We start from the raw sequence: 24,668 nt of genomic DNA, 5'->3' as shown, positions 1-24,668 counted from the left end.
GTCCGATGTCAGCCGCCGCACCACGCCGCTCCAGACGCGCACTCGCGACGGCGGCGGCCGTCGCGGCGCTGCTCGTGGCGGTACTCCTCAGCCTGGCCGTGGGGGCCCGTTCCATACCCCCGTCCGAAGTGTTCGACGTACTGCTGCACGGCGGGCACTCCGACAACGCCGAAGTCATCCGGAACATGCGCGTCCCGCGCACCCTGATCGGCCTGATGGTCGGCGCCGCGCTGGCCATCGCGGGCACGGTGCTCCAGGGCATCACCCGTAACCCCATCGCCGACCCCGGCATCCTCGGCATCAGCCAGGGCGCCTCGGTGGGGGTGGTGCTGGCCATCGCGTTCGCCGGGGTCCACAGCCTGACGGGGTACGTGTGGTTCGGCTTCGCGGGGGCGGCGATCGCCTCCGTCGCCGTGTACGCGATCGCGTCGAGCGGGCGCGGGGGCGCCACCCCCGTGAAGCTCGCGCTGGGCGGCGCCGCCATCAACGCGCTGTTGGTGTCGGTGGTCTCGGCGGTGCTGACCACCAAGGCGTCCGCGCTGGACGAGTTCCGCTTCTGGCAGGTCGGCTCGCTCGGCGGGCGCGAGGCCGAGGTGGCGGGGCAGATCTGGCCGTTCATGCTGGTCGGAGTGGTGCTCGTGCTGTTCGTCGCGCGCGGGCTCGATGCGCTGGCGCTCGGCGAGGACGTCGCGAAGGGGCTCGGGCAGAACGTCGCGACGGTACGGATCGTCGGCGGGATCGGTGCCACGGTGCTGACCGGTGTCGGTGTCGCGGCCGCCGGGCCGATCGCCTTCATCGGGCTCGCCGTCCCGCACATCGCCCGCGCGGTCGTCGGCTCCGACCACCGCTGGGTGCTCCCGATGGCGGCGCTGATCGGTCCCGTGATGCTGCTGGTCTCGGATGTGATCGGCCGTATCGTCTTCCCGCCGAGCGAGGTCCCGGCGGGCGTGATGACGGCGCTGATCGGCGTTCCGTTCCTGGTCGCCCTGGTACGCCGGAAGGCGGTTCCCGCATGAGTGCCGAAACCGCGGTCCGGGTGCGGCCCGCCGGGTACCACCTCGTACGGATCGGGGCGCGGGGGCGGTTCCTGCTGCACCGGCGGGCGGCCCTCGTCGCCGCCGTGCTGGTGGCGCTGCTGGCCGCGGTCTGTGTCGCGTACCTCTGTGTCGGCGAGAGCTTCGTCGCGCCCGGCGAGGTCGTGAAGGTGGTCCTGGGGCAGCCCTCCCCCGACGAACTGGTCGTCGGCACGCTGCGGCTGCCGCGGATGACCGTGGGGCTGCTGGTCGGCGTGGCCTTCGGGATCGCCGGTGCGCTGATCCAGACCGTCGCCCGCAATCCCCTAGCCAGCCCCGACATCATCGGCATCAGCCAGGGCGCGAGCGCGCTCACGGTCGGCGCGATGACCTTCGGCATCACCTCGTACACCGTGCTGCCGTACCTCTCCGTGATCGGCGGGGTGGCCGCGGCGGCGCTCGTGTACGTCTTCGCCTGGCGGGGCGGGCTGCACGCCACCCGCTTCGTCCTCATCGGCATCGGCTTCGCCATCGCGCTGCGGTCGGTCACCACCCTGTTCCTGACGAAGGGCGACTACCTGGTCGCCCAGCAGGCGCAGATCTGGATGACCGGCTCGCTCAACGGGCGCGGCTGGTCCGAGGCCGCGCCGATCGGCTGGACGCTGCTGGTCCTGCTGCCCGCCGTCCTGTGGGCGGCGCGCGCCCAGCGCACCGTCTCGATGGACGACGACACCGCGACCGCGCTCGGGGTGCGGCTGGGGCGGGTGCGGCTCGGGCTGGTCGCGCTCGGCGTGATCCTGGCGTCCGTGGCGACGGGGACGGCCGGGCCGGTCGACTTCGTGGCGCTCCTCGCCCCGCAGATCGCCCGCCGGATGACCCGCACCGCGCAGATACCGCTGCTCTGCTCGGCCCTGCTCGGCGCGGTGATCGTGGTCTTCGCGGACCTGCTGGCGCGCAAGCTCTTCTCGCCCACCGAGCTGCCGGTGGGCGTACTGACGGCGGCGGTCGGCGCCCCGTATCTGATCTGGCTGATCATCCGCGGTCAGGGCGGCGGTCGCGGCCGTAGTGGAGGCACAGCATGAGTTCGACCCCCAGGTCCGGCGCCGAGACGACCGCGTCCGACGCCGAGGCGGCCGTGTCCGACGCCGGGGCGGCCACGACCGATGCCGGGGTCGCCGTGGCCGAGGCCGCTGCGGCCGGCGCCACGGCCGGCCGGCTCACCGCGCGCGGGCTGACCCTCGCGTACGAGGAGCGCACCGTCGTCGACGCGCTGGACCTCGATGTGCCGGACGGCCGGGTCACGGTCATCGTCGGCCCGAACGCCTGCGGCAAGTCGACCACCCTGCGCGCGCTCGGCCGGCTCCTCAAGCCGCGTGGCGGGGCCGTGCTCCTCGACGGCACCGAGCTGTCGAAGATCCCCACCCGGAGGATCGCCCAGTCGATCGGGCTGCTGCCGCAGACCCCGGTGGCCCCGGAGGCGATCACCGTCGGCGACCTCGTCGCCCGGGGCCGTCAGCCGCATCAGCACTGGTGGCAGCAGTGGTCGGAGGAGGACGAGCGGGCGGTGACGGACGCGATGGAGCGTACGGACATCACCGCGCTCGGCGACCGCTCCGTGGACGAGCTCTCCGGCGGTCAGCGCCAGCGGGTCTGGATCGCGATGGCGCTCGCCCAGGAGACCGATCTGCTGCTGCTCGACGAGCCGACCACGTACCTCGACATCGCGCACCAGGTGGAGGTCCTGGACCTGGTGCGCCGGCTCACCGCCCCGGCGGCGGACGGCACCCGCGGCCGGACCGTCGTCACCGTGCTCCACGACCTCAACCAGGCCGCCCGGTACGCGGACCACCTGGTCGCCATGAAGGCGGGCCGGATCGTCGCCGAGGGCCGCCCGGCGGACATCGTCACGGCCGATCTCGTACGCGAGGTCTTCGGCCTGGAAGCGGTGATCGTCCCGGACCCGGTGACCGGTTCGCCGCTCGTGGTGCCGGGCGCTCCGTGGCAGCCCGGACCGGCCTCGTGAAGCCGCGCCCCGGCGCACCCTGCGGACCCGTGCCTCGTGAAGCCGCGCCCCGGCGCACCCGCCGGCCGCCCGCCGGTTCGTACGTGACCCAGTGACCCACCACCCCGTCCCCACGAAAGGCACCCCATGGCCACCGCCATCCGCTCCGTCCGCCGCCGCGGCCTCGCTCTCGGCGCACTCTCCCTGACCGGCGCGCTCGCGCTCTCCGCCTGCGGCTTCTCGGAGTCCGGCGGGAGCGCCAGCGGCTCCTCCGACTCCGGTTCCGGAAGCGCCGCGACCCACACCGTCAAGACGGCCATGGGCGACGTCAAGGTCCCGGTGGACCCCAAGCGCGTCGTGGTCCTGGACACCGGTGAGCTGGACTCCGCGCTGACCCTCGGCGTGCGGCCCGTCGGCGCGACGCACTCGGCGTCGGAGGACAGCTTCCCCTCCTACCTGCCCGCGAGCGAGACCAAGGGCATCAAGGAGGTCGGTGAGATCGCCAACCCCAACCTGGAGACCGTCGCCTCGCTGAAGCCGGACCTGATCCTCACCAGCAAGGTCCGTGACGGCGACCGCTACGAGCAGCTCCGGGCGATCGCCCCCACCGTGATGACGGAGTCCACCGGCAGCGCCTGGAAGGAGAACTTCCAGCTGCACGCGGAGGCGCTCGGCAAGCAGGCCGAGGCGAAGAAGGTCGTCGCCGACTACGACGCCCATGTCGCGAAGGTGACCGAGGCGATCGGCGGCAAGAAGAAGGCCGCCGCCACCGAGGTCAACTTCGTCCGCTTCGTCGAGGGCGCCGACATCCGCATCTACGGCAAGCAGAACTACATCGGCTCGATCCTGGCCGACCTCGGCGTGGGCCGCCCCGCGATCACCGACAAGGCCAAGGACGGCTTCTCGTACGACGTGTCGCCCGAGAAGATCGACCTCGCGGACGCGGATGTCGTCTTCACGTCGACGTACGGCGACCCGGCGAAGGCGGGGACGACCAAGACGATGAACAGCGGCCTGTGGAAGGGGCTGAAGGCGTCGAAGGACGGCAAGGTCTTCAAGGTCGACGACCGGCTGTGGATCGCGGGCATCGGCTACACGGCCGCGGGCAGGATCCTCGACGAGTTCCAGGCGAAGATGACCGGCTGACGCCCGGCCCGGGGCCCTCGGCGGGCGTGAGGCGAGCCGCGGTCGGCGAGCCGCGTGGTCCGCGAGCCTCGGTCTCGGCGAGCCGCGACCGGCCAGGCGTTGCCCGCCGTGGTCACGGCCGTCGGCGAGCCACGGCCGCACCACCGCCACCGCGGCCACCGACGCCGAGCCACCGCCGACGCCGACGCCGACGCCGACGCCGACGAACCACCATCACGACCGTGGCCGCCGCGCCCTCCACACCAGGTAGAGCGCGGAGGCCACGGCCGCCCCCCGCACCACCCACGGCCACATCTGGCCGATCGCGTCGCTCATCTGTCCGGTCCCTATGGGCTCGCCCCACCGGCCGTCGCTCCTGCCCCACAGCCAGACCACGGCCCCCGCCGCGACCACGCCCGGCAGCCCCATCGCGGCCCACTTCGCCTCCGCGCGGGACAGCGTGCGCGAGCTGTACGCGAGGATCCAGCCGCCCGCCAGGGCCAGCCAGGAACCCGTCACTGCACCGGCGACCAGCAGCACCGCGGCGAGCAGCAGCAACGGGTGCGAGAACCCGTGCCCGCGCCCCCCGTCCTCGCGCGGCGCACGGCGACGGAGCCCCGGAAACCGGCGGCGGCGCGGCGCCGCCTCCTCGGACCCGGACTCCTCACCACCCCCCCCCATCCCCCATCCCCGTCCCCGTACCCGAATCCGTCCTCGTCCTCGTCCGGCAGCCCGTCGCCCGCCGCGCGCGGGCGCGGCACCGCCTCCCGGGGCGGCGGCCGCATCATGTCCGGGATCTCCACGCCGCCGACGAACCCCGGCACATCGACCCCGCCGCCGAACGGCCCCGGCTCGATCCGCCACCAGTCGGGCTCGCTGCCGGAAGGCCCCAGCTCGTCCGTACCGGCCCGGTGCGGCGGCGAGGGCACCCGGTCGGCCGCCGGGGCCGGGCCGCCGGGGCCGGGCTCCTCCGGCCGCGACGCGCCCTTGCCCGAACTCTCTTTCCGGAGCATCGCCTTGCGCGGACGGGGGATAGCGCGTCCCTCTCCCGGAGCGGCCTGTGTCCGCTCGGGCCGCTCCGGCAGCTCCACCGTGCCGTCGCCCGACGCGGCCGCGGCCGCCACCAGTTCGTCCGGTGCGCCGAGCTTCCCGATGATGCGGCGGACCGCCGCCGGGCTGTCCCCGGACTGCTTTCCGCGCTGCCGGTCGATCTCGCCCCGGAGCGTCGCCACCAGCCTCATCCGGGCGGCCGAGGACAGCTGTTGCTGCTGCGCCAGGTCCCCGACCCGGCTCAGATAGTCGTAGACCAGCTGGTCGCTCTCGATCCCCACGCGATCCGTCCCCTCTGCCGCCCTGCACCGACGGTAGCGCCCTCGAAGCCCGTCGGGCCCGCCCGGAGCGACTACCGTGGGGCGGATGGGGATGACCACACCACCGCGGACGCTCGCCGAAGCCCTGCGCGCCCGGGACGACGAGTCGCTGGCCGGGCTGCTGCGCGCCCGCCCCGATCTCCTCAACCCGGTACCGGGCGACATCACCCAGCTCGCGACGAGGGCCGGTACCCGCGCCTCCGTCGTACGCGCGCTGGAGCACCTCGACAGGTTCGCCCTGCAGACCGCCGAGGCGCTCGCGGTCGCCGCCGACCCCGCCCCGTACGAGACGCTGCTCGGGCTGCTCACCGGTGACGGCCGGGACGACGGCGAGCACCGCGACGACGCGGGCGCGGCGATCGCGGACGCGCTGCCCGGCGCCCTGGCCACGCTGCGCGAACAGGCCCTCGTCTGGGGCGAGGACGACCGGCTGCGGCTGGTGCGCACGGCGCGCGAGATCCTCGCACCGTCCCCGCAGCACGCCTCCCCCACCGGACTCGGGCCGACCGTCGCCGAGGCGACCTCCGGGATGTCCCCGGGCCGGCTCCAGGAGATCCTGGCCGCCGCCGGGCTGCCCGCCACGCACGACCCGGTCTCCGCCGTGGCCTCCCTGTCCGCGCTCTTCACCGACCGGGCCAGGATGGGCGCGCTGCTGGACACCGCCCCGGCCGAGGCCCTGTCCGTGCTGGACCGGCTGGTGTGGGGACCGCCGTACGGGGAAGTGACGCCGAACCCCACCCCGCCCGTGAAGTGGCTGCGCGACCACGGGCTGCTGCTGCCCGTGTCGACGCGCACCGTGGTGCTGCCCCGCGAGGCGGCCCTGCATCTGCGGGCCGGGCGCGCCCACCGCGTACCGGAACCGCGGCCGCCGGCCGTGGAGGCGGTGGCCGAGCGCGATCCACAGGCTGTGGACAGCGCCGCGGCCGGTCAGGCACTCCTCGCCGTGAACACCGTCGAGGAGCTGCTGAAGAGCTGGAACGGCGGCGGCCCCGCGATACTGCGGGCCGGCGGGCTCAGCGTCCGGGAGCTGAAGAAGACCGCCACCGCGCTGGAGGTCCCCGAGCAGGTCGCCGCGTTCTGGGTCGAACTCGCCTACGCGGCCGGGCTGCTGGCCTCCGACGGGGAGGCCGACGAACGCTACGCGCCGACACCCGCGTACGACGACTGGGCCGAACTCCCCGCCCAGGAACGCTGGACGGCCCTCGCCACCGCCTGGCTCGCCGCCACCCGCACCCCCGGCCTGGTCGGCGGCCAGGACGCCAAGGGCCGGGCGCTGTCCGCCCTGGGCCCGGAACTCGACCGCTCGGCCGCGCCCGAGGTGCGCCACCGGGTCCTCGCCCTGCTCGCCGCCCTGGCCCCCGGTACCGCCCCCGACCCGGAGACCGTCCTCGCCCGGCTGCGCTGGGAACGCCCCCTGCGCGGCGCCTCCGTCTCCCCCGGGGACACCACCGATCTGCGGTCCCGGGTCGCCCTGTGGACGCTCAACGAGTCCGAGCTCCTCGGCATCACCGGCCGGGGCGCCCTCGCCACCCACACCCGCGCCCTGCTCGACACCGGGCCCGCCGAGGCCGCCGCGCTGCTCGCCCCCCTCATCCCGGAGCCGCTGGACCACGTCCTGCTCCAGGCCGACCTCACGGCCGTCGCCCCCGGCCCGCTGGAGCGCCCGCTGGCGGACATGCTCTCCGCCCTCGCGGACATCGAGTCGAAGGGCGGCGCGACGGTCTATCGCTTCACCCCCGGCTCGGTGCGCCGCGCCCTGGACGCCGGGCAGTCCGCCGCCGACCTGCACGCCTTCCTCGCCGCCCACAGCCGTACGCCCGTCCCGCAGCCGCTCAGCTATCTCATCGACGACGTGGCCCGCCGCCACGGCCACCTCCGGATCGGCGCCGCCTCCTCGTACGTGCGCTGCGACGACGAGGCCGTACTGAACGAGATCCTCGCCGACAAGCGCTCGGTCACCCTGCGCCTGCGCCGCCTCGCACCGACCGCGCTGGCCGCCCAGATCGACCCGGCCTCCCTGCTCGAAGGGCTGCGCGAGATGGGCTACGCCCCGGCCGCCGAGTCCGCCGAGGGCGATGTCCTGATCACCCGCGCGGGCGCCCGCCGCACCCCGCCCCGCACGGCCCCCGCCCCCGTGCCCGAGGGCCCTCCGGTGCCGGACGCCACCCTGCTCGGCGCGGCGGTCCGGGCGATCCGCGCCGGGGACACGGCCGCCACGGTGGTCCGCAAGGACGCCCCGGAGGCCTCCGCCGCCGAACCGGGCGCCCTGCCCCGCACGACCTCCGCCGAGACCCTCGCCACGGTCCAGGCCGCCGCGATGACCGGCTCGGCGCTCTGGATCGGCTACGTGAACGCGGACGGCGCCGCCAGCCAGCGGGTCATCGCCCCGGTCCGGGTCGAGGGCGGCTTCGTCACGGCGTACGACCACACGGCGGACGAGGTCCGCACGTACCCCCTGCACCGCATCACGGGCGTCGCGGAACTGGCGGACGACGCCACGGCCTGAGCACGGGACGCGTCAGCGGTCGCCCTGCTCCCGGTCCCCCGGGCGTCCTCCGTACCGCGCCGCCCTCAACCGCCCCACCAGCCGGTCGACGTCCGTCCAGGGATTGTCCGCGTGCCCCTTCGTCGCCCGCTCCCGCAATGCCTGCGCGCGCTGCTCGGCCTGCCCGTGTCCGGCGCGCAGGCTCTCGTACTCCAGGTGTTTGCGGTCGACGGAGTAGCCGCAGGCGTCGAGCCGCTCCAGCGCTCGCTGCGCCTCGGCCGATGTGCAGTACCCCGACACGTCCTTGAAATGCAGCAGGAGCCAGAGCTCGAAGCAGGGGTTGGTGAGCGCCACCTGGACCCCGTACCGCCGGGCCGGCTTCAACGCGGCTGCCAGCCCGTCATGCGGGACGGGCGCTTCGACGTCGGTCACGCACCAGACTTCGTCGTACTCCGTCCACCGGTCGCTCGCGGAACGGGGAGCGCGCTCCTGATGGTCGATCGCCGCCCGGACCAGCGACTTCGGTTCGCCGTGCTCGCCACCGAGGCAGATGGCCACCGGAAGAGAACGCAGTTCGGTTCTCAGCCCCTTGAAGTACTGGTCCTCCGTGCACGCCCCCTCGCAGTAGAACAGGAACCTACGCTGCTCCGGGCGTACGCCCTTCGTCCGCTTCAGCGGTTCTCCCCGCTTCACGCCCACCCTCATGCCGGAATGCCGCGCTCATGTCCCGCAGCAATTCGTCGTCCAAGTACGGCACAGCCCCGTAGCGCCCGCCCAGATACCGCTTCTCCAGGTTGTCGGCGGAGTCCCGCACCGAGAACTCCGTCATGGGGAACAACCGCGTCGCGAGCGTATGCGGGTCCTTCTCGGTGAACCACACCTGGTCCCTGAAGAGTTCGATCCGTACATTCCGGCCGAGCAGCGCCGCTTCATGGGTGCTGAATACCAGCTGGGCCCCGGCGCGGTTGGTCTCGGGCGACTGGAACATACCGACCAGGGCATCGACGAGGTAGGGATGCAGCCGGGCATCCAGCTCGTCCACGCAGAGGACTCCCCCCGTCTCCAGCGTGGTGATCACCGGGCCGATCAGGCCGATCCAGGTACGTGTTCCGCTCGATTCGTAGGCGAGACCGAGCGGGAAGACTCCATCGGCCGTGCGGTGCTCGACCCGCACGCGTCGGGCCTGCTCCTGCTGAATACGGACCTTGTCGCCCAGCGCGTCCCGGAGCGCCTGGGTGATCCGCTGGTGGTCCTCCCGGGCCGCTTCGTCCCATTCCTTGATCTCCAGCCCGTAGACACCGAGATCCGCGAACCGGAGCAGAGCCATCGCCGATGCCGCGGTGTGTTTCCCCTCGTCGGCGAGGCAGAGCTGCACCGTCTGGTCGAGCCGCTGCGGAAAATCGTGATCCGTCGCCATGCGCAGCCCGAACCCGAACCAGCGGAACACCTCGCTGAGCTGGTCATGGCCCTGAGCCGCCGCGACCGACAGATAGAGGCTGTTGGGCCGCAGCAGCTCAGCGATCAGCTTGCGCCTCCCGGTGAGCCAGCGCCCGAAGGTGACCGTGCAGTCCGCACCGCGCTCGTAGAGGCGACGCTGCCGGCCCTCGGGGTAGTAGTAGAGCCACTCCTCGGTCACCTGGTCGTCATCGACCGAAAAACCGAACTGGTGATGCACTCCGCCCACCACGAAGTCGACGGCGAAAGAGCTCGGATACGAGGCGGCCTCCCGGTGAAACGACATTGCATAGCGTTGTCACCCCTTCGGATCGGGGCGGCTGCCCGTGCCCGACAACACACGCGCCGCGGCCCCCCGATGCGGCACACTGGACGTTTGGCCAGGACCGGCTGTCCCGGCCGTCCCCGCAGCAGAAAGGGCCGCGCGTGACCGGACCTCTCATCGTCCAGAGCGACAAGACACTGCTCCTCGAAGTCGACCACGACCAGGCCGACGCCTGCCGCCGGGCCATCGCGCCCTTCGCGGAGCTGGAGCGGGCGCCCGAGCACATCCACACCTACCGGCTGACCCCGCTCGGGCTGTGGAACGCGCGCGCCGCCGGGCACGACGCCGAGCAGGTCGTCGACGCGCTGGTGCAGTACTCGCGCTACCCCGTTCCCCACGCGCTGCTCGTCGACATCGCCGAGACGATGGCCCGGTACGGCCGCCTCACCCTCTCCAAGCACCCGGTGCACGGTCTGGTGCTGACCTCCACCGACCGGCCCGTGCTGGAGGAGATCCTCCGGTCGAAGAAGGTGCAGCCGCTGGTCGGGGCGCGGATCGACCCGGACACCGTGGCCGTGCACCCCTCCGAGCGCGGGCAGATCAAGCAGACGCTGCTGAAGCTGGGCTGGCCGGCCGAGGACCTCGCCGGTTATGTCGACGGCGAGGCGCACCCCATCGAGCTGGCCGAGGACGGCTGGGCGCTGCGGCCGTACCAGAAGCAGGCCGTCGAGGGGTTCTGGCACGGCGGTTCGGGTGTCGTCGTGCTGCCCTGCGGAGCGGGAAAGACGCTGGTCGGGGCCGGTGCCATGGCCGAGGCCAAGGCGACCACGCTGATCCTGGTGACGAACACCGTCTCGGCCCGGCAGTGGAAGCACGAGCTGGTGAAGCGGACCTCGCTGACCGAGGACGAGATCGGCGAGTACAGCGGTACCCGCAAGGAGATCCGGCCGGTCACGATCGCCACGTACCAGGTGCTGACGACGCGCCGCAAGGGTGTCTATCCGCACCTGGAGCTGTTCGACTCCCGGGACTGGGGGCTGGTGATCTACGACGAGGTGCATCTGCTGCCCGCGCCCGTCTTCAAGTTCACCGCCGATCTCCAGGCACGGCGGCGGCTCGGGCTGACGGCGACCCTGGTGCGTGAGGACGGCCGTGAGTCGGACGTCTTCTCGCTGATCGGGCCCAAGCGGTTCGACGCCCCGTGGAAGGAGATCGAGGCGCAGGGCTACATCGCGCCGGCCGACTGCGTGGAGGTGCGGGTCAATCTGACGGACTCGGAGCGGCTGGCGTACGCGACCGCGGAGGCCGAGGAGAAGTACCGGTTCTGCGCGACGACGGCGACGAAGCGGAAGGTGACGGAGGCGCTGGTGCGCAAGCACCGCGGCGAGCAGACCCTGGTCATCGGGCAGTACATCGACCAGCTCGACGAGCTGGGTGAGCATCTGGACGCCCCGGTGATCAAGGGCGAGACGAGCAACGCCCAGCGCGAGAAGCTCTTCGACGCGTTCCGGGAGGGCGAGATCAGCGTCCTGGTGGTCTCGAAGGTCGCGAACTTCTCGATCGACCTGCCGGAGGCGACCGTCGCCATCCAGGTCTCGGGGACGTTCGGCTCGCGTCAGGAGGAGGCGCAGCGGCTCGGCCGGGTGCTGCGGCCGAAGGCGGACGGGCACGAGGCGCGGTTCTACTCGGTGGTCGCGCGCGACACGATCGACCAGGACTTCGCGGCGCACCGCCAGCGGTTCCTGGCCGAGCAGGGGTACGCGTACCGGATCGTGGACGCGGACGAGCTGCTGACGGACAACTGAGGCCGGTGGCCGGTCCGCGTACGCGGACCGGCCGTGTCCCGACCGGGTCAGCCGCCGAGCGTCAGGAGCAGGGCCAGGCCGCCCACCGCCGTCAGCCCCGGCAGCACGGCGATCACCGCCGCACACCGGCGGGCGGTGGTCCAGCGGCGACGCCACGTCAGCACCCAGGCGGTGATCAGGGCGAGGGGCGTGATGAACGGGGTCGCGTACAGCCCGTAGGCCATGAGGCTCAGCGGAACCGTGATGCCCGAGGAGCAGTCGTCCGGGCCGCAGCTGTCGGTCGCCATCGCCGCGAAGCCGATGGCGAACATGCCGAAGCAGGTCAGGAAGAAGGAAAGGACCGTGGCGAGCACGGGGGCGACCCAGACGTTCGGGCTGCGCGCGGGGACGACGGGACCGGCGGGGGCGGGACGCAACACCTGGACGTGGCTGTTCTCCATGGCGCTACCCAATCCCGGGGCAGGGCCGGGCCACCTCCGGTCGGATACTCATACCGGGGCGGTTCCGGGTACTCAGCGGGACCCGCGGCGGACGCCCGCCTCCTCCGCGTACTCGCCGAGCACGACCACGCCGAACGCGGCGCGGGCGAAGACCTTGACGGCGCGGACCGCGTCGCCGACGCGGTGGGCGTGGTGGTGACCGGTGGCCGCGGTCGCGCCGTGCGCGGGGCCGGTCCTGCGGGGGTTCAGGAGGACTGTGCTCATGTGTCCATGGTCCTGCGCCCGGCCCGTGCGGGCATCGGCCCACGGGCGTAATCCGGGGTGGGCCCGTGTAGGCCTGCGGTCCCATGCCGTCCCCTGGAGGATGGACCCCGCCCCCTACGGGTCGGAGCCGGTCCCCTACGGGATGGGCCCGGCGGTAATTCTTTACGGGACGGGAATTCTCTACGGGACTGGCCCGGTGGTAATTCGTTGGCCCCGGACGGACCTCGTCGATACAATCGCCGGTCTGCCCGCCTCCCGCACCGTGGTACCGGCGGCCCGCAAGGGCCCGCGCCGGCAGCCGGGGGAGCGCCGCCGACCGGACGGAAACCGGCCGACAGCCGTACGCGCACCTGCTGCGCGTACCCGTGATCGATCCCCGAGCGGACCGCATCGCCCCCGCGCACCGGCCGGGGGACGGGCTGCGGTCCGCCGTCCTGCGTTGAACAGCCGGAGGCAACACCGTGCCCGCGCACGCACACGAAAGCGACACCACCACCGATCCACTGGCGCGCGAACGCGCCCACCTCACCGCGTCCCGCGCCGCGCTGCGGGCCATGCGTGAGGACGCCCAGGCCCTGGACATCCGTGATGTCACGGCGAACTGGGTCAACGCGGCCGTCCTGCAGGCCCAGATCGACGAGCGCATCAAGTCGCTCGCCGATCTCGCCCACACCCCGCTCTTCTTCGGCCGCCTGGACTATCTGCACGAGGTCGGTGCCGAGCAGGCCGAGGGCGCGGAGGGCGAGCAGTTCTACATCGGGCGCCGCCATGTCCACGATGCCGACGGCGATCCGATGGTCATCGACTGGCGCGCGCCCGTCTCGCAGCCGTTCTACCGGGCCTCCCGGAAGGACCCGCAGGACGTCGGGCAGCGCCGTCGCTTCGGGTACACCGGCGGCGAGCTGACCGCGTACGAGGACGAGCACCTCACCGACCCGGCCGAGGCCGAGCAGACCAGCAAGCTCCTCCAGGCGGAGATCGAGCGCCCGCGCGTCGGTCCGATGCGGGACATCGTCGCGACGATCCAGCCCGAGCAGGACGAGATCGTCCGCAGCGAGCTCGGCGGGACGGTGTGCGTGCAGGGTGGCCCCGGCACCGGGAAGACGGCCGTCGGCCTGCACCGGGTGGCGTATCTGCTGTACGCGCACCGGGAGCGGCTGGCCCGTACCGGCACGCTGGTCATCGGGCCGAACCGGTCCTTCCTCCAGTACATCGAGCAGGTGCTCCCGGCCCTCGGCGAGCTGGCGGTGAAGCAGGCGACCGTCGACGATCTGGTGACGGCCGGTGTCGAGGTGCGCGGCACGGACGCGGCGGACGCCGCCGTCGTCAAGGGCGACGCCCGGATGGCCGAGGTGCTGCGGCGGGCGATCCGTTCCCATGTGACGCTCCCGGCGGAGCCGGTCGTGGTGGTGCGCGGTTCGCGGCGCTGGCGGGTGCCCGCGTACGAGCTGGAGGAGATGGTCACCGAGCTGCTGGCCCGCGACATGCGGTACGGGGCCGCCCACGACGCGCTGCCGCAGCGCATCGCGCACTCGGTCCTGGTCCGGATGGAGGAGGCGGGCGAGGCGCCCGACGACCGGGTGCAGAACGCGGTGGCCCGCAATCCCGCGGTGAAGGCGGCCGTGAAGGCGATCTGGCCGGCCGTCGACCCGGCGAAGCTGGTGCTGCGGCTGCTGTCGGACGCGGAGTTCCTGGCCGCGCACGCGGAGGGGCTGCTCAGCGAGGACGAGCAGAAGACGATCCTGTGGACGAAGCCCGCCCGGAGCGTGAAGTCGGCGAAGTGGTCGGCGGCGGACGCGGTGCTGATCGACGAGGCCAACGACCTGGTGGCGCGTACGCATTCGCTCGGTCATGTGGTGCTCGACGAGGCGCAGGACCTGTCCCCCATGCAGTACCGGGCGGTGGGCCGGCGCTGCACGACCGGTTCGGCGACGGTCCTGGGTGACCTCGCGCAGGGCACGACGCCGTGGTCGACGGAGAGCTGGGCGCAGGCGCTGCACCACCTCGGCAAGTCGGACGCGGTGGTGGAGGAGCTGACGGCGGGCTTCCGTGTGCCGCGCGAGGTGATCGCGTACGCCTCGCGGCTGCTGCCGGTGATCTCGCCGGGCCTGGCGGCGGTGGAGTCGGTGCGTGAGTCGCCGGGTTCGCTGGAGGTGCGGGCGGTGGCCGATCCGGCGGAGCTGGACGCGGCGGTGCTCGCGGCGTGCGAGGCGTCGCTGGCGCAGGAGGGGTCGATCGGCCTGATCGCGGCCGACGCCCGGATTCCCGCGCTGGCGCAGACCCTGACCGCGGCCGGGCACGCGTACCTCTCCCCCGGCGAGGAGACGACCGCGGAGTCCCGGCTGACCCTGGTACCGGCGTCGCTGGCGAAGGGTCTGGAGTACGACTACGTGGTACTGGACGAGCCGGCCGCGGTGGTCGACGGCGAACCGGACGAACGCACGGGCCTGCGCCGCTTGTACGTGGCGCTGACGCGTGCGGTCTCGGGCCTGACGGTGGTGCACGCGGCGGCCCTGCCGGACGAGCTGACATCCTCCGGCCCCTCCGGCGTTTGAGGAGCGGGGGGCCGGGGGCTCATCCCCCGGCCCCCCCTCCCCGCTACGCGTCGAGCACCGTCCGCCACTCCCGTACCGCCGCCGCGTCCACCGGCCCCGACCATCCGCGCGGCCGCGCCGCGCCGCCGATGTGCACGGCGTCGATCCCCGCGTCCAGCAGCTCCGGCAGGTGCTCCAGGCGCAGGCCCCCGCCCACCAGGATCTGCGGCTCGTACCCGGGCTCGCCCTTGCGCGCCGCCTCGACCAGCAGCGTCGGGATGCCGTCGTCGACGCCCTTCGCCGAACCGGCGGTGAGGTACGTGTCCAGGCCGGGCAGGTCCGCCAGCTGCTTGCGCAGGGCGTCCCGGTCGGCGGCGCGGTCGATCGCCCGGTGGAAGGTCCAGCGGCAGCCGTCCAGTTCGGCGACGAGCCGTTCGACGGCGACCAGGTCCGGGCGCCCCTCCGCGTCGAGGAAGCCGAGGACGAACTCCTCGGCGCCCGCCGCCCGCAGCTCGCGCGCCCTGGCCACCAGCACCTCGATGTCACCGGCCGCGAAACCGTCAGCCACCCTGAGCATCACCCGCAGCGGAATGTCCACCGCCGCCCGGATCTCCGCGAAGGTCGCACAGGACGGGGTCAGACCGTCCGCCGCCATGTCGGTGACCAGCTCAAGCCGGTCCGCACCACCCGCCTGGGCGGCGACCGCGTCCTCCGCGTCGAGAGCGATCACCTCCAGGACTGCACGGTTGCTCATGGGATCCCAATCCTCCAGGAGACATCAATAGGTCTAGTCCAATGGCCAGCCTACGGGTCGGTACACCGAGGATGCAGCCTCAATGCCAGGCGAAGATACGTGAGGTCAGACGCACATCGGGTGATCGAACGCTCACGATCCGGGCCCGAGCGGCATATCCACCCTTGCGTTTCATAGGGGAGGGGGGTATACCTGAATCAGTAATGCATACCCCCTAGGGGTATAAACGTCTCCGCCAGGGAGGAAACCGTGTCCGCGCACACCGCCACCACCGGCACCGCCGACGGCACCGGCACCGCAGAGGTCGAGCTCGCGATCGGCGGCATGACCTGCGCCTCCTGCGCGGCCCGGATCGAGAAGAAGCTCAACCGGATGGACGGCGTCGAGGCCACCGTCAATTACGCCACGGAGAAGGCCAAGGTCAGCTACCGGGGCGAGGACATCTCCGTACAGGACCTGATCGCCACCGTCGAAAAGACCGGCTACACCGCCCACGAGCCCGCTCCCCCGGTGCGCGCCGAGGGCGACGGGCCCGGGGCCGGGGCCGAGGAGACCGACGAGCTGCGGCCGCTGCGCCAGCGGCTGCTGACCGCGGTCGCGCTCGCCGTTCCGGTGATCGCGATGTCGATGATCCCGGCGCTCCAGTTCGACTACTGGCAGTGGCTCTCCCTGACACTGACGGCCCCGGTCGTCACGTACGCCGCCTGGCCGTTCCACAAGGCCGCGTTCACCAACGCCCGGCACGGCGCGGCCACGATGGACACGCTGATCTCGGTCGGCACCTCGGCCGCGTTCCTGTGGTCGCTGTGGGCCCTGTTCTTCGGCACGGCGGGCATGGTCGGCATGACGCACCCGTTCGAGCTGACCATCGGCCGGAGCGACGGCGCCGGGAACATCTATCTGGAGGCCGCCGCCGGAGTCACCGCGTTCATCCTGGCCGGGCGCTACTTCGAGGCCCGCTCCAAGCGGAAGGCGGGCGCCGCCCTCAAGGCGCTGCTCGAACTCGGCGCCAAGGAGGTGACCGTACTGCGCGGCGGCCGTGAGGTGACCGTGCCGACCGCCGAGCTCCAGGTCGGGGACCGGTTCCTGGTCCGCCCCGGCGAGAAGATCGCCACCGACGGCACCGTCGTCGAAGGCGCCTCGGCCGTGGACGCCTCGATGCTGACCGGTGAGTCCGTGCCCGTCGAGGCCGGCGTCGGCGACTCCGTCACCGGGGCGACGCTCAACGCGGGCGGCCGGCTCGTCGTCGAGGCGACCAGGATCGGCGCCGACACCCAGCTGGCCCGGATGGCCAAGCTCGTCGAGGACGCGCAGAACGGCAAGGCGGCGGCCCAGCGCCTCGCGGACCGGATCTCCGCCGTCTTCGTCCCCGTCGTCATCGCCCTGGCGCTCGGCACGCTCGGCTTCTGGCTCGGCAACGGCGCGGGCCTGACCGCCGCGTTCACCGCCGCCGTGGCCGTACTGATCATCGCCTGCCCCTGCGCCCTGGGCCTGGCCACCCCCACCGCCCTCATGGTCGGTACGGGACGCGGCGCCCAGCTCGGCATCCTGATCAAGGGCCCGGAGGTCCTGGAGACCACCCGCCGCGTCGACACGATCGTCCTCGACAAGACCGGCACCGTCACCACCGGCCACATGACCCTCCTCGACATCCACACCGCCGACCACACCACCGAAACCGACGCACTCCGGCTCGCGGGCGCACTGGAGCACTCCTCCGAGCACCCCATCGCCCAGGCCGTCGCCGCCGGAGCCGCCGAACGCACCGGCGCACCCCTCCCCACCCCCGAGGACTTCGCCAACATCCCCGGCCTCGGTGTGCAGGGCGTCGTCGAGGGCCACGCCGTCCTCGTCGGCCGCGAGCAGCTGCTCGCCGAGTGGGAGATCCACCTCCCGGTGGAGCTGGCCCGGCGCAAGGCCGAGGCGGAGGCCGCGGGCCGGACGGCCATCGCGGTCGCCTGGGACGGCGAGGCGCGGGCGGTGCTCGAAGTCGCCGACGCGGTGAAGGACACCAGCGCGCAGGCCATCGAGCGGCTGCGGGCCCTGGGCCTCACCCCGATCCTGCTCACCGGCGACAACCGGGCGGTGGCCGAGTCGGTCGCGGCCGAGGTCGGGATCGAGGAGGTGTACGCGGAGGTCATGCCGGAGGACAAGGTCGATGTCGTCAAGCGCCTCCAGGCCGAGGGCCGTTCGGTCGCGATGGTCGGTGACGGCGTCAACGACGCGGCCGCCCTCGCCCAGGCGGATCTGGGCCTGGCGATGGGGACCGGCACGGACGCCGCGATCGAGGCCGGCGACCTGACGCTGGTCCGCGGGGACCTGCGGGCCGCCGCCGACGCCATCCGGCTGTCGCGCAAGACCCTGGGCACCATCCGTACCAACCTGTTCTGGGCCTTCGCCTACAACGTGGCCGCGCTGCCGCTCGCCGCGGCCGGGCTGCTCAACCCGATGATCGCGGGCGCCGCGATGGCGTTCTCCTCGGTCTTCGTGGTCGGCAACTCGCTGCGGCTGCGGGGGTTCAAGGCGGCGTCGTAGCCCCGGCCCGGGTCATCTCCCGGCTCGCCCGGACGGAACCGCACCCGCGCCCGCGGGTGCGGTTCCGTGCGCATACCGCCGACGCCCCCGAGAAGCCGCGGAGAAGCCCTAAGGTCGTCCCCATGACCGACACCGAGGACTCCCTCCACGTCCGCTGGCGGGAGACGCTCACCCGCGCCCGGGGCGGGGCCCCCGGCCCCGATCCGGCGCCGTACGCCGACCGTCTGCTGGCGCGCTGGGCCGAGCCGCAGCGGCGGTACCACACCACCGCGCACCTGGTCGCGGTGCTCGACCACATCGACACGCTCGCCGGATACGCGGCCGACCCGGACGCGGTCCGCCTCGCCGCCTGGTTCCACGACGCGGTGTACCGGCCCGACCGGTCCGAGAACGAGGAGCGCAGCGCGGCGCTCGCCGAGCGCGCCCTCCCGGAGGCGGGCGTGCCGGACGGTGTCACGGCCGAGGTGGCCCGGCTCGTACGGCTGACCGTCACCCACGACCCGGCGGACGGCGACGCCGACGGCGAGGTGCTGTGCGACGCGGATCTGGCCATTCTCGCGGCGCCCCCGGGTCAGTACGCGGCGTACGCGGCGCAGGTCCGCGAGGAGTACGGCTTCGTCCCCGACGACGCGTTCCGGGAGGGCCGGGCGACGGTGCTGCGCCAGCTGCTCGGACTGCCCCGGCTGTTCCGTACGCCGTACGGGGCGGAGCACTGGGAGCCGCGGGCGCGGCAGAATCTGCTGACCGAATGGGAGCTGCTCGGCCACTGACCCCCGGGCAGCGGGGCGACGCGGAGAATGCGGGGGAATGCGGGGGCCGTGATCGCTGTTGGCAGCTGTCATGCCCGACTCTGCCGCTAGCCGCTCTCGCATGCCCCTGGCCGTGTACATCCTGGGTCTCTCGGTCTTCGCCCTGGGAACCAGTGAATTCATGCTCTCCGGGCTGTTGCCGCCCATCGCCGACGACATGAACGTGTCGATCCCGCGCGCCGGACTCCTCATATCCGCCTTCGCGATCGGCATGGTGATCGGCGCCCCACTGCTCGCCGTGGCCACGCTCCGGCTGCCGCGCCGCACCACGCTGATCTCCCTGATCTCCGTCTTCGGCCTCGGCCAGGTCGCGGGCGCGCTGGCGCCGACGTACGAGGTCCTCTTCGCGTCCCGGGTGGTGAGCGCGTTCGCCTGTGCCGGGTTCTGGGCGGTGGGGGCGGCGGTCGCCATCGCGATGGTGCCGGTGAACTCGCGGGCCCGCGCGATGGCCGTGATGATCGGCGGTCTGTCGATCGCCAATGTGCTGGGCGTGCCGCTGGGCGCGTTCCTCGGTGAGAACTTCGGCTGGCGCTCGGCGTTCTGGGCGGTGGGCGCGGCCTCCGCGGTGGCCCTGGTCGGGGTGACGACGCTGATTCCGCGCATTCCGCTGCCGGAGCAGAAGCCCCGGCTCAAGCAGGAGATGAGCATCTACCGGGACCACCAGGTGTGGCTGTCGATCGTGGTCACGGCGCTCGCCGCGGGCGGTGTCTTCTGCGCGTTCAGCTATCTGGCCCCGCTGCTGACGGATGTCGCCGGGCTGGACTCGGGCTGGGTGCCGACGGTGCTCGCGCTCTTCGGGATCGGCGCGCTGGTCGGTACGACGATCGGCGGCCGGGTCGCGGACGCGCATCTCTTCGGGGTGCTGATGAGCGGAATCGCGGCCTCGACGGTCTTCCTGGCCGCGCTGGCCCTGTTCGCGTCGAACCAGATGGCGGCGGTCGGGCTCTCGTTCCTGCTGGGCCTGTCCGCGTTCTACACGGCCCCGGCGCTGAACGCCCGGATGTTCAATGTCGCGGGCGCCGCCCCGACGCTGGCCGGTGCGACGACCACGGCCGCGTTCAACCTGGGCAACACGGGCGGCCCCTGGCTGGGCGGCACGGTGATCGACGCGGACTTCGGTTTCGCGGCGACCGCGTGGGCCGGGGCGGCGATGACCGTACTGGCGCTGGTCGCCGTGGTGATCTCGCTGCGGCTCCAGCGCAGCCGCGGTTCGTCCTCGCTGCTGGTGACGGGGGCCCCGGCCGCCGCGTCGCCGGAGCCGGGCGCGGCCCAGGCGTGCGCGTCCTCGACGACCGCCTGAGAAGGACCACCGCCTGAGAAACCCGTCTCACCCCGGTGCGGGCCGGCCCTTGGGGCGGCGCAGCCCCGCCTCCGTGATCCGGCGGACGAGCTCCTTCGAGCCGATCTGCCGGGCCCCGGCCCGCACCGCGTCCTCGTACCGCGCTTCCGGTACGTCGTAGTGGTCCCGCTCGAACGCGCGCGGCGGGCAGCCGATGGACGCCGCGAAGGCGTGCAGTTCCTCGAAGGAGACGTCGCTGACCAGGTGCGACCAGAGCCGCCCGTGGCCCGGCCACTGCGGCGGGTCGATGTAGACGGTCACCGCCGCGCTATCCCGCTCAGCGAGCCGACCGGCGCCACGGCCACCGCGGCCTTGGTGCACACCCAGTGCGGGTCCGGGCCCAGCTCGGGTTCGACGTCCAGGGCGTGCGGGTCGCCCGCGTCGCAGACCGGGCAGAGCGGCCAGCGTCCGTACCGTTCGAGCAGCGCGTCCTGTACGTCCTGGGCGACGAGGCCGACCACGAACGAGGCCCCCTCGGGCCACTGCTCGACCCACCAGCGGCGGTGCGTCACCGCGTCCTCGACCAGCGAGACGATCCCGGCCTCGGCGACGTCACCCGCGGCGAGATCGGCCATGACCAGCGCGCGGGCCGTGTGCAACGCCTGTTCCAGGGGGTTCATCTCCATGGCCCCATTGTCACCCCGCCCACGGACCCGCCTCGCGCGCCCGCCGCTGCCGTCACCGCGCTGTCGGCGGCGGCCGGAAAGGCAGGGACCGGGCGACCGGAGAAGCAGGGACCAAAGGGGGGTTGACGGGCAACCCGGTTGAAAATATCTTTCAAAGGTGACCCATGACCTGAAGGAAAGTTTCAACGCTGACTCCCCGCCCGCCCCGGCGGCCCTCGCGGCCAAGGTGCGCACGCTCGCGCCGTCCATGACCCGCTCCATGCAGCGCGTCGCCGAGGCCGTCGCCGGTGACCCGGCCGGCTGCGCGGCCCTCACGGTCACCGGTCTCGCCGAGCTCACCGGCACCAGCGAGGCGACCGTGGTCCGCACCGCCCGCCTCCTCGGCTACCCGGGCTACCGCGATCTGCGCCTGGCCCTCGCCGGGCTCGCCGCGCACCAGCAGTCCGGCCGGGCCCCCTCCGTCACCGCCGACATAGCGGTCGACGACCCGATCGCCGACGTGGTCGCCAAGCTGGCCTACGACGAGCAGCAGACCCTCGCCGACACGGCCGCCGGGCTCGACACCGTCCAGCTCGGTGCCGCCGTGGCCGCCGCCGCCACCGCCCGGCGCATCGACATCTACGGGGTGGGCGCCTCCTCCCTCGTCGGCCAGGACCTCGCGCAGAAGCTGGCCCGCATCGGCCTGATCGCGCACTCCCACACGGACCCGCACCTCGCGGTGACCAACGCCGTGCAGCTCCGCTCCGGCGATGTGGCCATCGCGATCACGCACTCCGGCTCCACGGTCGACGTCATGGAGCCGCTGCGGGTCGCCTTCGACCGCGGCGCGACGACGGTCGCGATCACCGGCCGCCCCGACGGCCCGGTCACGCAGTACGCCGACCACGTGCTGACCACGTCCACCGCCCGGGAGAGCGAGCTGCGGCCCGCCGCCATGTCGAGCCGTACGAGCCAGCTCCTCGTCGTCGACTGCCTGTTCATAGGCGTGGCGCAGCGTACGTACGAGACGGCCGCACCGGCCCTCGCCGCCTCCTACGAGGCGCTGGCACACCGCCACACCCCGCGTCCCCGCTGACCGGCCCGCCGATCCGCGAACCCCCGCACCCGCACCCGCACCCGCACCCGCTGAACCGTACGAGACCGAGAAAGCAGAGAGCCGCCCTCCATGACCTCCACCACCGACGCCGACGCCACCACCGACGCCGACGCCACCGCCTCCGCCGACGCCACCGCCGACGGATACGGCGAGCTGCGCGCCCAGCTCGCCACGCTCACCACCGAGGCGTTCCGGCCCGAGCTCGCCGAGATCGACCGCCTCGGCACGCTTGAGATCGCCCGCATCATGAACGGCGAGGACCAGTCCGTCCCGGCCGCCGTCGGCGCCCGGCTGCCCGAGATAGCCGCCGCCATCGACGGCACCGCGGAGCGCATGGCCCGCGGCGGCCGGCTGATCTACGCGGGCGCGGGCACCGCCGGCCGGCTCGGCGTGCTCGACGCCAGCGAGTGCCCGCCCACCTTCAACACCGACCCCTCCGAGGTCATCGGCCTGATCGCGGGCGGCCCGACCGCCATGGTCAAGGCCGTCGAGGGCGCCGAGGACAGCAAGGAGCTGGCCGCCGCCGACCTCGACGCCCTGGAGCTCACCGCCGACGACACCGTGGTCGGCATCTCCGCCTCCGGCCGCACGCCGTACGCGATCGGCGCCGTCGAGCACGCCCGCCGGAAGGGCGCGCTGACCATCGGGCTGTCCTGCAACGCGGACTCCGCGCTGGGCGCCGCGGCGGAGCACGGCATCGAGGTCGTCGTCGGCCCCGAGCTGCTCACCGGCTCCACCCGGCTCAAGGCGGGCACGGCCCAGAAGCTCGTCCTCAACATGCTCTCGACGATCACGATGATCCGGCTCGGCAAGACGTACGGGAATCTGATGGTCGACGTCCGCGCCTCCAACGAGAAGCTGCGCGCCCGCTCCCGCCGGATCGTCTCGCTCGCCACGGGGGCGTCCGACGAGGAGATCGAGGCCGCGCTCGCCGCGACCGACGGCGAGGTGAAGAACGCCATCCTCACCATCCTCGGCCAGGTCGACGGCCCCACCGCCGCCACCCTGCTGACCGCGTCCGACGGCCACCTCCGCGCCGCCCTCGCCGCAGCCCCCCGCACCACCTGACCCACCGGCTCCACCCCCGCACCCCCCGCACAGCAAGGCCCACGCACCATGGCAACAGAAGACAAGAACAGCGCCACCGCCGCCGCGATCCTTCCGCTCGTCGGTGGCGCAGCGAACGTCGGCTCCATCGCCCACTGCATGACCCGGCTCCGGCTGGGCCTGCACGACCGCTCGCTCGTGGACGACGAGGCCCTGAAGGCGGTCCCCGCCGTCATGGGTGTGGTCGAGGACGACACGTACCAGATCGTCCTCGGCCCCGGCACCGTCGCCCGGGTCACGCCGGAGTTCGAGCGCCTGGTCGAGGAGGGCAGGGCGGCGGCGACCGCACCCGGCGAAGCCACCCCTCCCGCCCCGGCCTCCGCGTCCGCGTCCGCGTCCGCCGACGAGCTGGCCGCCCAGGGGGCCGCGATGAAGGCGGCGCGGAAGGCGAAGAACGCCACCCCGTTCAAGCTGTTCCTGCGCCGGATCGCGAACATCTTCGTCCCGCTGATCCCGGCGCTCATCGGCTGCGGCATCATCGCCGGGCTCAACGGCCTGCTGGTGAACCTGGGCTGGCTGACCTCGGTCACCCCCGCCCTCGCCGCGATGGCGTCCGGATTCATGGCGCTGATCGCCGTGTTCGTCGGCTACAACACGGCGAAGGAGTTCGGCGGTACGCCGATCCTGGGCGGTGCGGTCGCCGCGATCATCGTCTTCCCGGGCGTCGCGAACATCGAGGCGTTCGGCCAGAAGCTCGCCCCCGGACAGGGCGGTGTGCTGGGCGCGCTCGGCGCGGCGGTGCTCGCGGTGTACGTGGAGAAGTGGTGCCGGCGCTGGGTGCCGGAGGCGTTGGACGTGCTGGTCACCCCGACCCTCACGGTCCTGCTCTCCGGACTGGTGACGATCTTCGGCCTGATGTACGTGGCCGGCGAGATCTCCACCGCGATCGGTACGTTCGCCGACTGGCTGCTCTCCAACGGCGGCGCGGGCGCGGGCTTCGTGCTCGGCGGTCTCTTCCTGCCCCTGGTGATGCTGGGCCTGCACCAGGCACTCATCCCGATCCACACCACCCTCATCGAGCAGCAGGGCTACACCGTGCTGCTCCCGATCCTCGCGATGGCGGGCGCCGGCCAGGTCGGCGCCGCCGTGGCGGTCTACTTCCGCCTCCCCCGCAACCAGTCGATCCGCCGCACCATCAGGTCCGCCCTCCCGGCCGGTCTGCTGGGCGTCGGCGAACCGCTGATCTACGGCGTCAGCCTCCCGCTGGGCCGCCCGTTCATCACGGCCTGCGTGGGCGGCGCGTTCGGCGGCGGCTTCGTCGGCCTGTTCAACCAGCTCGGCGACAAGGTCGGCTCCACGGCCATCGGCCCGTCCGGCTGGGCCCTGTTCCCCCTCCTCGACGGCAACCAGGGCCTGGGCACCACGGTCGCGATCTACGCGGGCGGCCTGCTGGCCGGCTACCTCACCGGGTTCCTCGCGACGTACTTCTTCGGCTTCAGCAAGGACCTGCTGGCCGAGTTCGACGTCGCACAGGAACCGGCCGAATCCACGGTCGCGGCGACGGGCGGCCCGACGTCCCCGCCGACGAAGGAACCGGCCGGGGTCTGACCGCGGGCACACGGACAGGGATGAGGGCGGCACCCGACACACCGGGCGCCGCCCTCACCCATGTCCGCCATGTCCGCTCGGATCGGGACAGTGACC

22 protein-coding genes are annotated in these 24,668 nt (G+C 73.0%); 13 read left to right on the top strand and 9 right to left on the bottom strand.

Features of this window, described 5'->3' with window-relative positions; translation table 11 throughout:
* Window positions 1-5 precede the first annotated feature (5 nt).
* From GA0115234_RS09010 to GA0115234_RS08995, 4 genes are all read left to right on the top strand, one after another.
* Entirely contained in the window at window positions 6-1,016 is a 1,011-nt protein-coding gene (locus GA0115234_RS09010; RefSeq protein WP_093540347.1) for a FecCD family ABC transporter permease, read from the top strand.
* Entirely contained in the window at window positions 1,013-2,095 is a 1,083-nt protein-coding gene (locus GA0115234_RS09005) for a FecCD family ABC transporter permease (protein ID WP_093540346.1), read from the top strand. The genes GA0115234_RS09010 and GA0115234_RS09005 overlap by 4 nt, the downstream gene beginning before the upstream one ends.
* Entirely contained in the window at window positions 2,092-3,036 is a 945-nt protein-coding gene (locus tag GA0115234_RS09000) for an ABC transporter ATP-binding protein (protein WP_237541169.1), read from the top strand. Before GA0115234_RS09005 ends, GA0115234_RS09000 begins: the two co-directional genes overlap by 4 nt.
* Before the next feature lie 126 nt (window positions 3,037-3,162).
* Window positions 3,163-4,161 carry an ABC transporter substrate-binding protein gene (locus GA0115234_RS08995; protein ID WP_093540345.1) on the top strand — a complete coding sequence of 333 codons (999 nt, stop codon included), beginning with the start codon at window positions 3,163-3,165 and terminating at the stop codon, window positions 4,159-4,161.
* A 213-nt stretch (window positions 4,162-4,374) separates the two neighbouring features.
* On the opposite strand, the gene GA0115234_RS44290 is transcribed toward GA0115234_RS08995, so the two are convergent.
* Both GA0115234_RS44290 and GA0115234_RS08990 read right to left on the bottom strand, forming a co-directional pair.
* Window positions 4,375-4,698, bottom strand: coding sequence for a hypothetical protein (locus tag GA0115234_RS44290; protein WP_370804088.1), 324 nt, complete (start codon window positions 4,696-4,698; stop codon window positions 4,375-4,377).
* Complete coding sequence (locus GA0115234_RS08990; protein WP_370804087.1) at window positions 4,656-5,471, bottom strand: hypothetical protein; 816 nt, start codon at window positions 5,469-5,471, stop codon at window positions 4,656-4,658. The genes GA0115234_RS44290 and GA0115234_RS08990 overlap by 43 nt, the downstream gene beginning before the upstream one ends.
* 85 nt (window positions 5,472-5,556) lie before the next feature.
* Between GA0115234_RS08990 and GA0115234_RS08985 the strand changes: the two genes are divergently transcribed.
* Entirely contained in the window at window positions 5,557-8,016 is a 2,460-nt protein-coding gene (locus GA0115234_RS08985; RefSeq protein WP_093540344.1) for a helicase C-terminal domain-containing protein, read from the top strand.
* Window positions 8,017-8,028: 12 nt separating this feature from the next.
* On the opposite strand, the gene GA0115234_RS08980 is transcribed toward GA0115234_RS08985, so the two are convergent.
* Window positions 8,029-8,688, bottom strand: coding sequence for an RloB family protein (locus GA0115234_RS08980; protein ID WP_093540343.1), 660 nt, complete (start codon window positions 8,686-8,688; stop codon window positions 8,029-8,031).
* A complete protein-coding gene (locus GA0115234_RS08975) occupies window positions 8,633-9,736 on the bottom strand; it encodes an AAA family ATPase (RefSeq protein ID WP_093540342.1) in 1,104 nt (367 codons plus the stop codon). The genes GA0115234_RS08980 and GA0115234_RS08975 overlap by 56 nt, the downstream gene beginning before the upstream one ends.
* 140 nt (window positions 9,737-9,876) lie before the next feature.
* On the opposite strand from GA0115234_RS08975, the gene GA0115234_RS08970 reads away from it, so the two are divergent.
* The gene (locus GA0115234_RS08970) at window positions 9,877-11,520 is read left to right on the top strand and encodes a DNA repair helicase XPB (RefSeq protein ID WP_093540341.1); all 1,644 of its coding nucleotides are present in this window, start codon (window positions 9,877-9,879) and stop codon (window positions 11,518-11,520) included.
* 47 nt (window positions 11,521-11,567) lie between these two features.
* Here the strand turns inward: GA0115234_RS08970 and GA0115234_RS08965 are convergent, their stop codons facing one another.
* Both GA0115234_RS08965 and GA0115234_RS08960 read right to left on the bottom strand, forming a co-directional pair.
* Window positions 11,568-11,960, bottom strand: coding sequence for a hypothetical protein (locus tag GA0115234_RS08965; protein WP_093540340.1), 393 nt, complete (start codon window positions 11,958-11,960; stop codon window positions 11,568-11,570).
* Between the two features lie 72 nt (window positions 11,961-12,032).
* Entirely contained in the window at window positions 12,033-12,224 is a 192-nt protein-coding gene (locus GA0115234_RS08960) for a hypothetical protein (RefSeq protein ID WP_093540339.1), read from the bottom strand.
* Between the two features lie 461 nt (window positions 12,225-12,685).
* On the opposite strand from GA0115234_RS08960, the gene GA0115234_RS08955 reads away from it, so the two are divergent.
* Window positions 12,686-14,779 carry a HelD family protein gene (locus GA0115234_RS08955; protein ID WP_093540338.1) on the top strand — a complete coding sequence of 698 codons (2,094 nt, stop codon included), beginning with the start codon at window positions 12,686-12,688 and terminating at the stop codon, window positions 14,777-14,779.
* A gap of 43 nt (window positions 14,780-14,822) precedes the next feature.
* Here the strand turns inward: GA0115234_RS08955 and GA0115234_RS08950 are convergent, their stop codons facing one another.
* Complete coding sequence (locus GA0115234_RS08950; RefSeq protein WP_093540337.1) at window positions 14,823-15,512, bottom strand: copper homeostasis protein CutC; 690 nt, start codon at window positions 15,510-15,512, stop codon at window positions 14,823-14,825.
* A 249-nt stretch (window positions 15,513-15,761) separates the two neighbouring features.
* Between GA0115234_RS08950 and GA0115234_RS08945 the strand changes: the two genes are divergently transcribed.
* The 3 genes from GA0115234_RS08945 (at window position 15,762) to GA0115234_RS08935 (ending at window position 20,156) form a co-directional block, all read left to right on the top strand.
* The gene (locus GA0115234_RS08945) at window positions 15,762-18,047 is read left to right on the top strand and encodes a heavy metal translocating P-type ATPase (protein ID WP_093540336.1); all 2,286 of its coding nucleotides are present in this window, start codon (window positions 15,762-15,764) and stop codon (window positions 18,045-18,047) included.
* A 122-nt stretch (window positions 18,048-18,169) separates the two neighbouring features.
* Window positions 18,170-18,817, top strand: a complete 648-nt coding sequence (locus GA0115234_RS08940; RefSeq protein ID WP_093540335.1) for an HD domain-containing protein — start codon at window positions 18,170-18,172, stop codon at window positions 18,815-18,817.
* 100 nt (window positions 18,818-18,917) lie between these two features.
* The gene (locus GA0115234_RS08935) at window positions 18,918-20,156 is read left to right on the top strand and encodes a Cmx/CmrA family chloramphenicol efflux MFS transporter (protein WP_093540334.1); all 1,239 of its coding nucleotides are present in this window, start codon (window positions 18,918-18,920) and stop codon (window positions 20,154-20,156) included.
* A gap of 27 nt (window positions 20,157-20,183) precedes the next feature.
* Here GA0115234_RS08935 and GA0115234_RS08930 read toward each other — a convergent pair whose 3' ends face one another.
* Together GA0115234_RS08930 and GA0115234_RS08925 are read right to left on the bottom strand one after the other, a co-directional pair.
* Window positions 20,184-20,456, bottom strand: coding sequence for a DUF4031 domain-containing protein (locus GA0115234_RS08930; RefSeq protein WP_093540333.1), 273 nt, complete (start codon window positions 20,454-20,456; stop codon window positions 20,184-20,186).
* Window positions 20,453-20,821, bottom strand: a complete 369-nt coding sequence (locus tag GA0115234_RS08925; protein ID WP_093540332.1) for a hypothetical protein — start codon at window positions 20,819-20,821, stop codon at window positions 20,453-20,455. Before GA0115234_RS08925 ends, GA0115234_RS08930 begins: the two co-directional genes overlap by 4 nt.
* 157 nt (window positions 20,822-20,978) lie before the next feature.
* On the opposite strand from GA0115234_RS08925, the gene GA0115234_RS08920 reads away from it, so the two are divergent.
* The 3 genes from GA0115234_RS08920 to GA0115234_RS08910 all read left to right on the top strand — a co-directional run bounded on the left by GA0115234_RS08920 (window position 20,979) and on the right by GA0115234_RS08910 (window position 24,572).
* Window positions 20,979-21,896, top strand: a complete 918-nt coding sequence (locus GA0115234_RS08920) for a MurR/RpiR family transcriptional regulator (RefSeq protein ID WP_093540331.1) — start codon at window positions 20,979-20,981, stop codon at window positions 21,894-21,896.
* Window positions 21,897-21,986: 90 nt separating this feature from the next.
* Entirely contained in the window at window positions 21,987-22,985 is a 999-nt protein-coding gene (gene murQ / locus GA0115234_RS08915) for an N-acetylmuramic acid 6-phosphate etherase (RefSeq protein WP_093540330.1), read from the top strand.
* A gap of 48 nt (window positions 22,986-23,033) precedes the next feature.
* Window positions 23,034-24,572 (top strand): PTS transporter subunit EIIC, encoded by a 1,539-nt coding sequence (locus GA0115234_RS08910; RefSeq protein WP_093540329.1) that lies wholly within the window; start codon window positions 23,034-23,036, stop codon window positions 24,570-24,572.
* The last annotated feature ends 96 nt before the right edge of the window (window positions 24,573-24,668 follow it).

It is taken from the genome of Streptomyces sp. DvalAA-43 (assembly GCF_900091725.1).
GTDB classification, from domain to species: domain Bacteria; phylum Actinomycetota; class Actinomycetes; order Streptomycetales; family Streptomycetaceae; genus Streptomyces; species Streptomyces pulveraceus.
The sequence above is the reverse complement of the archived record's forward strand: the minus strand, read 5'-3'. Positions and strand labels throughout refer to the sequence as shown.

Excerpts from the sequence above, each read along its gene's own strand:
- GA0115234_RS08960 (WP_093540339.1), bottom strand. The coding sequence starts at position 12,224 with ATGAGCACAGTCCTCCTGAACCCCCGCAGGACCGGCCCCGCGCACGGC.
- GA0115234_RS08985 (WP_093540344.1), top strand. The coding sequence starts at position 5,557 with ATGGGGATGACCACACCACCGCGGACGCTCGCCGAAGCCCTGCGCGCC.
- murQ (WP_093540330.1), top strand. The coding sequence starts at position 21,987 with ATGACCTCCACCACCGACGCCGACGCCACCACCGACGCCGACGCCACC.
- GA0115234_RS08995 (WP_093540345.1), top strand. The coding sequence starts at position 3,163 with ATGGCCACCGCCATCCGCTCCGTCCGCCGCCGCGGCCTCGCTCTCGGC.
- GA0115234_RS09010 (WP_093540347.1), top strand. The coding sequence starts at position 6 with ATGTCAGCCGCCGCACCACGCCGCTCCAGACGCGCACTCGCGACGGCG.
- GA0115234_RS08965 (WP_093540340.1), bottom strand. The coding sequence starts at position 11,960 with ATGGAGAACAGCCACGTCCAGGTGTTGCGTCCCGCCCCCGCCGGTCCC.
- GA0115234_RS08975 (WP_093540342.1), bottom strand. The coding sequence starts at position 9,736 with ATGTCGTTTCACCGGGAGGCCGCCTCGTATCCGAGCTCTTTCGCCGTC.
- GA0115234_RS08950 (WP_093540337.1), bottom strand. The coding sequence starts at position 15,512 with ATGAGCAACCGTGCAGTCCTGGAGGTGATCGCTCTCGACGCGGAGGAC.
- GA0115234_RS08935 (WP_093540334.1), top strand. The coding sequence starts at position 18,918 with ATGCCCCTGGCCGTGTACATCCTGGGTCTCTCGGTCTTCGCCCTGGGA.
- GA0115234_RS09000 (WP_237541169.1), top strand. The coding sequence starts at position 2,092 with ATGAGTTCGACCCCCAGGTCCGGCGCCGAGACGACCGCGTCCGACGCC.
- GA0115234_RS08940 (WP_093540335.1), top strand. The coding sequence starts at position 18,170 with ATGACCGACACCGAGGACTCCCTCCACGTCCGCTGGCGGGAGACGCTC.
- GA0115234_RS09005 (WP_093540346.1), top strand. The coding sequence starts at position 1,013 with ATGAGTGCCGAAACCGCGGTCCGGGTGCGGCCCGCCGGGTACCACCTC.
- GA0115234_RS08910 (WP_093540329.1), top strand. The coding sequence starts at position 23,034 with ATGGCAACAGAAGACAAGAACAGCGCCACCGCCGCCGCGATCCTTCCG.
- GA0115234_RS08925 (WP_093540332.1), bottom strand. The coding sequence starts at position 20,821 with ATGGAGATGAACCCCCTGGAACAGGCGTTGCACACGGCCCGCGCGCTG.